The 6,846-nt window shown below is 72.0% G+C and carries 8 protein-coding genes; all 8 read left to right on the top strand.

What is annotated here, in order from left to right; genetic code table 11:
- Positions 1–188 precede the first annotated feature (188 nt).
- On the top strand, positions 189–1,379 hold the full coding sequence (locus ACZ7IF_RS38950) for a trans-sulfuration enzyme family protein (RefSeq protein ID WP_470981740.1): 1,191 nt from the start codon (positions 189–191) through the stop codon (positions 1,377–1,379).
- Positions 1,380–1,443: 64 nt separating this feature from the next.
- Complete coding sequence (locus tag ACZ7IF_RS38945) at positions 1,444–1,950, top strand: MaoC family dehydratase (RefSeq protein ID WP_470981739.1); 507 nt, start codon at positions 1,444–1,446, stop codon at positions 1,948–1,950.
- A gap of 35 nt (positions 1,951–1,985) precedes the next feature.
- Positions 1,986–2,825, top strand: a complete 840-nt coding sequence (locus ACZ7IF_RS38940; protein WP_470981738.1) for a class I SAM-dependent methyltransferase — start codon at positions 1,986–1,988, stop codon at positions 2,823–2,825.
- Positions 2,822–3,868, top strand: coding sequence for a methyltransferase domain-containing protein (locus ACZ7IF_RS38935; RefSeq protein WP_470981736.1), 1,047 nt, complete (start codon positions 2,822–2,824; stop codon positions 3,866–3,868). Before ACZ7IF_RS38940 ends, ACZ7IF_RS38935 begins: the two co-directional genes overlap by 4 nt.
- A gap of 78 nt (positions 3,869–3,946) precedes the next feature.
- Positions 3,947–4,840, top strand: coding sequence for a diiron oxygenase (locus tag ACZ7IF_RS38930; protein WP_470981734.1), 894 nt, complete (start codon positions 3,947–3,949; stop codon positions 4,838–4,840).
- 32 nt (positions 4,841–4,872) lie between these two features.
- On the top strand, positions 4,873–5,739 hold the full coding sequence (locus ACZ7IF_RS38925) for a class-II aminoacyl-tRNA synthetase family protein (RefSeq protein ID WP_470981733.1): 867 nt from the start codon (positions 4,873–4,875) through the stop codon (positions 5,737–5,739).
- A gap of 1 nt (position 5,740) precedes the next feature.
- Complete coding sequence (acpS, locus tag ACZ7IF_RS38920; RefSeq protein WP_470981731.1) at positions 5,741–6,511, top strand: holo-ACP synthase; 771 nt, start codon at positions 5,741–5,743, stop codon at positions 6,509–6,511.
- On the top strand, positions 6,508–6,846 hold a 339-nt coding region (locus ACZ7IF_RS38915), incomplete at its 3' end, for an S-adenosylmethionine synthetase N-terminal domain-containing protein (protein ID WP_470981729.1). The genes acpS and ACZ7IF_RS38915, both read left to right, overlap by 4 nt.

The following is a 6,846-nucleotide window of genomic DNA, read 5'->3' as shown; positions in this document are numbered from 1 at the left end:
GTCCCCCCCCCCCCCCCCCCCCCCCCCCCCCCCCCCCCCCCCCCTCCCCCCCCCCTCTCCCCCCCCCCCCCCCCCCCCCCCCCCCCCCCCCCCCCCGCCCCCCCCCGACCCCTTTTTCCGCACCCGGACCTCGACACCCGGGCCTCCGCACCCGGACCTCCTTGCCCGAACGAAAGGGAGACCCCTCGATGAAGGACATCCGCACCCGCGCCGTGCACGTGGCCCACGAGCTCGAAGCCCCCGCGAGCCGGCCGCTGTCCGTACCGCTCGTCCAGTCCTCCGCCTTCGCCTTCGACTCGGCCGACGAACTGGCGCGGGCCATGGAAGGCCCCGACGGCGACTACGTCTACAGCCGCCGCGGCAACCCCACCGTGCGCGCCCTGGAGCGCACCCTCGCCGGACTGGAGGGCGGGTCCTCGGCCATCGCCTTCGCCTCCGGGATGGGCGCCATCAGCGGGGTGCTGCTCGCCCTGCTGCGCCCCGGCGACCAGGTGATCGCGCAGCGCTGCCTGTACGGGGGTACGTACGCGGCGCTGAGCGACCTGAAGGAGCGCTACGGGGTGCGGGTCGACCACATCAGCGGTGACGACGCGCGGGAGTTCGAGGCGCTCGCCGGGCCGCGCACCCGGCTGCTGGTCCTGGAGACCATCGCCAACCCCACCGGCCAGGTCCCCGACCTGCCCGGCCTGCTGGCGGCGGCCCGGCGCCTCGGGGTGATCGGCGCCGTGGACAACTCCCTGGCCTCGCCCGTCCTGTGCCGGCCGATCGAGCACGGCGCCGACATCGTGCTCCACTCCACCACCAAGTACCTCGCCGGGCACTCCGACGTCCTGGGCGGCGCGGCCGTCTTCGCGGACGACGCCCTGCGCCGGGAGGTGTGGCCGCGCACGGTCGAACTCGGCGCCAGCGCCGACCCCTTCGCCGTCTGGCTGACGCTGCGCGGGATCGCCACGCTGCCGCTGCGGATGCGCGAGCACTGCGCCAACGCCGGCCTGCTGGCGCAGCGGCTGGCGGCCCATCCCGCGGTGGCGGCCGTCCACTGGCCGTGGCTGGGAACGCACCCTTCGTACGCGACGGCCCGCAAGGTGCTCTCCGGCGGCGGCGGGCTGCTCTCCTTCGACCTGCACGGCGGCCGCGAGGCGGGCCGCGCCTTCGTCGAAGGGGTGCGGCTGGCGCGGCTCGCGCTGTCGCTGGGCGGGGTGGAGACGCTGGTCACGCACCCTGCCAGCACCTCCCACCGGGAGCTGGACGAAGGGGCGTTGGCGCGCGCCGGGATCGGGCCGGGCCTCGTCCGGATGTCGGTCGGCATCGAGGACCCGGAGGACCTCTGGCAGGACATAGAACAGGCACTCCGGTCTTCTTTTGGGTTGACAAAATAATCGGCTGATTCGTAGATTGGTTCACGCCAGAGAAACCACTCCTCTCCGTCAAGGGGGTTGCGTGATGCGCTACTTCGAGGACTTCCGGACCGGCGACGTCCACGAACTGGGCACCGTCACCGTCACGGCGGAGGAGGTGCTGGAGTTCGGCAGGCGCTTCGACCCGCAGCCCTTCCACACCGATCCGGCGCTCGCCGCCCAGACGCCGTTCGGCGGCCTGATCGCCAGCGGCTGGCACAGCGCCTCGATGTTCATGCGCCGCTACGTCGACGGGCTCCTCGCCTACAGCGCCTGTACCGGCTCCCCCGGCGTCGACGAGATCCGCTACCTGCGGCCCGTCCGCCCCGGGGACGTGCTCACGGCGCGCGTCGAGATCCTGGGCTCGCGCCCCTCGCCGTTCAACCCGCGCACCGGCGTCGTCCAGCCCAAGTGCACGCTGGCCGACGCCGACGGGAACGTCGTCTTCAGCATGATCCTGCACAGCATCTTCGAGCGGCGGCCCGCCGAGTGCGGCGCGCCGCACCCCGCCGCCGCCGAGGACCCGGTCGTCCGCGAGCGCTCCCTGGCCTGACCTTTCCCCTGCCCGACGAGTGAAGGGAGCCTCCCGTGGAGGCCGTATCCCGCACCGCCCAGTGGACCGCCGCCGCGCGGGCCCTGGAAACCGAGCGCGAGGACCGGCTGTTCGCCGACCCGTACGCGCGCACCGTCGCCGACACCATCGGCTTCGACCTGCTGGAGCGCTACGCCGGCGCCGGCACCGTGCCGTTCCTCGCCATCCGCACCACCTACCTGGACCGGCAGATCGTCCGGACCGTCGAGGAGCACGGCATCCGCCAGGTGGTGTTCCTCGCCGCCGGCATGGACACCCGCTTCTACCGGCTCCCGTGGCCCGACGGCGTCACCGTCTACGAACTCGACCGCCCCGCGCTCCTGGAGGCCAAGGCCGAGATGCTCGCCGGTGAGCCGGCCCCGGCCGGACGCACCCGCGTCACCGTCCCCGTCGACCTCACCCAGGACTGGACGGGCCCGCTGGCGGAAGCCGGCTGGCGCGCCGACCAGCCCGTGCTGTGGGTCGTCGAGGGCCTGCTCTTCTTCCTCCCCGAGGACGCGGTGCGCGGCCTCATCTCCACCCTGGCCGGGCACTCCGCGCCCGGATCCGTCCTGCTCGGCGACGTCATCAGCAAGGCCGCCCTGCAGAACCCGCTGTCCCGGCCCTTCCTCAACTGCCTCGAAGAGGACGGGAACCCGTGGCTCTTCGGCACGGAGACCCCCGAGGACCTGCTCGCCGAATGCGGCTGGGACGTGCGCGAGGTCCGCCAGCCCGGCGAGGACGGCGCCGACTTCGGCCGCTGGCCCTACCCGGTGCCCGCCCGCAGCGTCCCGCGCGTCCCGCGCTCCTTCCTGTTCACCTGTGACCTCCCGACCGCCGAGGTGAAGGCAGCATGACCGCCGTCAACGACTTCCACCAGCGCGTCATCAGCGACGCCGGCGCCGCCGTACGCGGCCTGACCGTCGCCCTCGGCGAGCGGCTCGGCCTGTACCGGGCGCTGGCCGAGGCCGGCCCGCTGACCCCCGCCCAGCTCGCCGAGCGCACCGGGATCAACACCCGCTACGCCGAGGAGTGGCTGCACGCCCAGCTGAGCGCCGGGTACGTCGAGCGCCACCCGAGCGCCGGCACGTACACGCTGCCCGCCGACCACGCCCCCGTGCTGGCCGACCCCACCGCGGTCACCTTCGCCGCCGGGTTCTTCACCGCCCTCAAGGCCCTCTACGGCACCGAGGACCTGCTCGTCGACGCGTACCGCACCGGCGACGGCGTCGGCTGGGCGGAGCACGACCCGGCCCTCGACACCGGCATGGGCAGCTTCTTCCAGCCCACCTACGAGCACCGGCTCGTCCCCGAATGGCTGCCGGCCCTCACCGGGGTCACCGGCAAGCTGGCCGCCGGCGGCACCGTCGCCGACGTCGGCTGCGGCGTCGGCCACACCACCCTGCTGATCGCGAAGGCCTTCCCGCAGGCGACCGTCCACGGCTTCGACTACTCCGAAGAGGCCATCTCGATCGCCCGCCAGCTCGCCGACGAGGCCGGGCTCTCCGACCGCGTCGTCTTCGAGGTGGCCTCAGCCGACGACTACCCCGGCACCGGCTACGACCTGGTCACCTTCTTCAACGCCCTGCACGACATGGGCGACCCGGTCTCCGCCGCCCGGCACGTGCACAAGTCCCTGGACGCGGACGGCACCTGGATGCTCGTCGAGTCGAACGTCTCGCCCGACGACATCGACACCCAGACCCCGGCCGCCCGCATGTTCATGGCCCTCTCCGCCGTCATGTGCCTGCCCGTCGCCGTCGCCCAGCGCGGCCCCCACGCACTCGGCAACCACTCCGGCGAGAAGGCCTTCCGGGCCATCGCCGAAGAGGCCGGCTTCACCCGCTGGCGCCGTGCGACCGAGACCCCGGTCAACGCCGTCTACGAAGTGCGGCCGTAGGGACCGCCGCACCCGGCCCGCGCCGCCGAGGGGACGCCACGGCGTCCCCGGCACCACCCCACACCCCGAGGAGTCACCATGGGCGTCAGCGCCCCCCTGCCGGTCACCGACCGGTTCCTTGAAGTCCTGGAACGGCTCAGCCACCGCTCCATCGAGGAGTACTACAACCCTTACCAGCAGTTCGACTGGCCCGAGAAGCTCGACGAGGGCCGCATGTGGATGACCCCCGAGCTGCTCACCGTCTACGGCACCCCCTTCTACGAGGAGCTCGGCGAGGAGACCATCCAGCGCCTCTCCAAGTGGGAGAGCATCAACTTCTACAGCCTCAACGTGCACGGCATCCGCGAACTGCTCATCGAGGTCGTCGGACGCATCCACATGCCCGGCTTCGAGGTGCCCTCGGACTTCTTCCACCACTTCATCGGTGAGGAGAACGAGCACATGTGGTTCTTCGCCGAGTTCTGCCGCCGCTACGGCGACAAGATCTACGGCTCCACCGCCCTGCGCGCCGACTCCGCCTGGGAGCCTGAGGTGGAGAACTTCCTGGTCTTCGCCCGCATCCTGTTCTTCGAGGAGCTCGTCGACCACTACAACACCCGGATGGCGCGGGACGAGGACCTCTGCCACACCATCCGCGAGGTCAACCGCATCCACCACCAGGACGAGTCCCGGCACATCGCCTTCGGCCGCGAACTGGTCTCCCTGCTCTTCGACCGGATGCGCGGGGCCGTCCCCGCCGCCCGCGTCGCCGAGGTCGAGGCGTACCTCAAGCGGTACGTCGTCTACAGCCTCAACTCCCTCTACAACCCGCACGTCTACCGCGACGCCGGCATCGCAGACCCGGTGGGCCTGCGCAACGCACTGGTCGCCGACGAGCGCCGCCGGCCCTTCGAGCGCAAGACCATCCGCAAGCCGCTCGGATTCTTCCTGAAGACCGGGATCTTCACGGACGACGTCCTGCCCGTCGTCTGAGAGGCCCACCGCCGTCCGAGAGGTGACTCCCCATGACCGCCATGACCACCGCCGCCGCCACCGCCACAGACACCAGGGGCCTGCCGTCGCTCGGCCCCGAGGGCACCGCCCTGCTGCGGCTGCTCGACGACACGTTCGAGAGCTGGGGCGTCCAGGCGGGCGCCCGCTCGATGACCATGCCCCCGCTGCTGCCGGCCGCCGACCTGGCCCGGCTCGACTACTACGACAACTTCCCGCACCAGGCCGTCGTGGCGGCCCCGCTGAACCTGGACGTCCGGGAGACCAGCGAGTTCTGCGCCGACACCGGCTGTTTCCCCTGTGACGCGCTGGAGCCGGCCGCCCTCGGCCTGCCGTCCGCGTCCTGTTACGCCGTCTACATAGACCACCAGGGCCGCCCGGCCGCCGACGACGAGCTCGTCACCGTGGTCGGCTGGTGCTTCCGCAAGGAGGCGCACTACGAGGGACTGCGCCGCCAGCTCGGCTTCCGCATGCGCGAGATCGTGGCCATCGGCACCCGCGAGCACGCCGAACAGCACCTCGCGCGCTTCACCCGGCGGATCAACGCCTTCGCCGAGGCCCTGGACCTGCCGCTGAGCCGCGAGGCCGCCTGCGACCCCTTCTTCGACAAGGGCAGCTCCAAGGCGGTGCTCCAGCGCCTGACCCCGGTCAAGCACGAGTTCCTGTACGAGGACCTGGCGATCGCCTCGGTCAACACCCACCGCAACTTCTTCGGCGACCGGTGCGAGATCCCCCTCGCCTCCGGCGGCGGCCCCGCCTTCACCAGCTGCGTCGCCTTCGGCCTGGAGCGCTGGCTGTCCGCGCTCACCCGCCGCCACGGCAGCTGGGGTGCGGCGACCGCCGCGGTCCTGCGCGCGAACGCGGCCGGGCCGGCGATCTGAGGTGCCGACCCGACCCGTCGCCGCCCCGCCGGCGGGCGGCCTGGGCTGGGCGAACCTCGGCATGGACATCGTGTCCGTCACCCGTGTCCGCCGGCTGCTCGCCCTCTACGGCGAGGACTTCTTCCAGCGCATGCTCACCCCCGGCGAACTCGCCGACTGCCGTACCTCCGCCAAGCTCGACGTACTGAGCCTGTGCGGGCGGATCGCCGCCAAGGAGGCGGCGTTCAAGACCCTGCGCGTCCGCGCCGTGTTCCTGCCCTGGCGGGACATCATCGTGCGGCGCTCCGAGGGCGGCTGGCCGCTCGTGGAACTCCACCGGTCCGCCGCCGAGATGGCCGAGCGGTCCGGCATCGCCGGGATCACCGTGACCATCAGCCACGACGTGGACTACGCGGTGGCGGTCGCCGCCCCCGTACTGGATCCGCTCGCCGTCCCGGAACCCCTCCCGGAGCCGGGCCCCGCACCGGAGCCCGCACCCGCGCCCCCCACCCCACCCGTACACAGCACTTCAAGGAGAGACACCATGTCCGACGGTCTGCAGCTCGTGAAGAACTGGCTCCTCGCCCGCCACGAGGAGCTCGACGACATCGCCGGCGACCTCGACCTCATCGAGACCCGGCTCATCGACTCCCTGTCCTTCGTCGAGTTCGTCTTCCTGCTGGAGCAGCACAGCGGCCGCGCCATCCAGCTGGAGACCCTGGAGGTCGACGAGATCCGCACCCTCGACGCCATCCGCACCCACTTCTTCACCGCCAAGGTGGGCCAGGCATGAGCAAGCGGCTGTTCACCTCCGAGTCGGTCACCGAGGGCCACCCCGACAAGATCGCCGACCGGATCAGCGACACGATCCTCGACGCGCTCCTGCGCGAGGACCCGACCTCCCGCGTCGCGGTCGAGACCCTCATCACCACCGGTCAGGTCCACATCGCCGGAGAGGTCACGACGACGGCGTACGCGCCGATCGCCGAACTCGTCCGCGGAGCCATCCTCGACATCGGCTACGACTCGTCCAAGAAGGGCTTCGACGGCGCCTCCTGCGGTGTGTCGGTGTCCATCGGAGCGCAGTCCCCGGACATCGCCCAGGGTGTGGACACCGCCTACGAGCAG

Source organism: Streptomyces sp. NPDC037421 (genome assembly GCF_055602105.1).
This window is presented reverse-complemented; position numbering and strand designations above follow the sequence as displayed.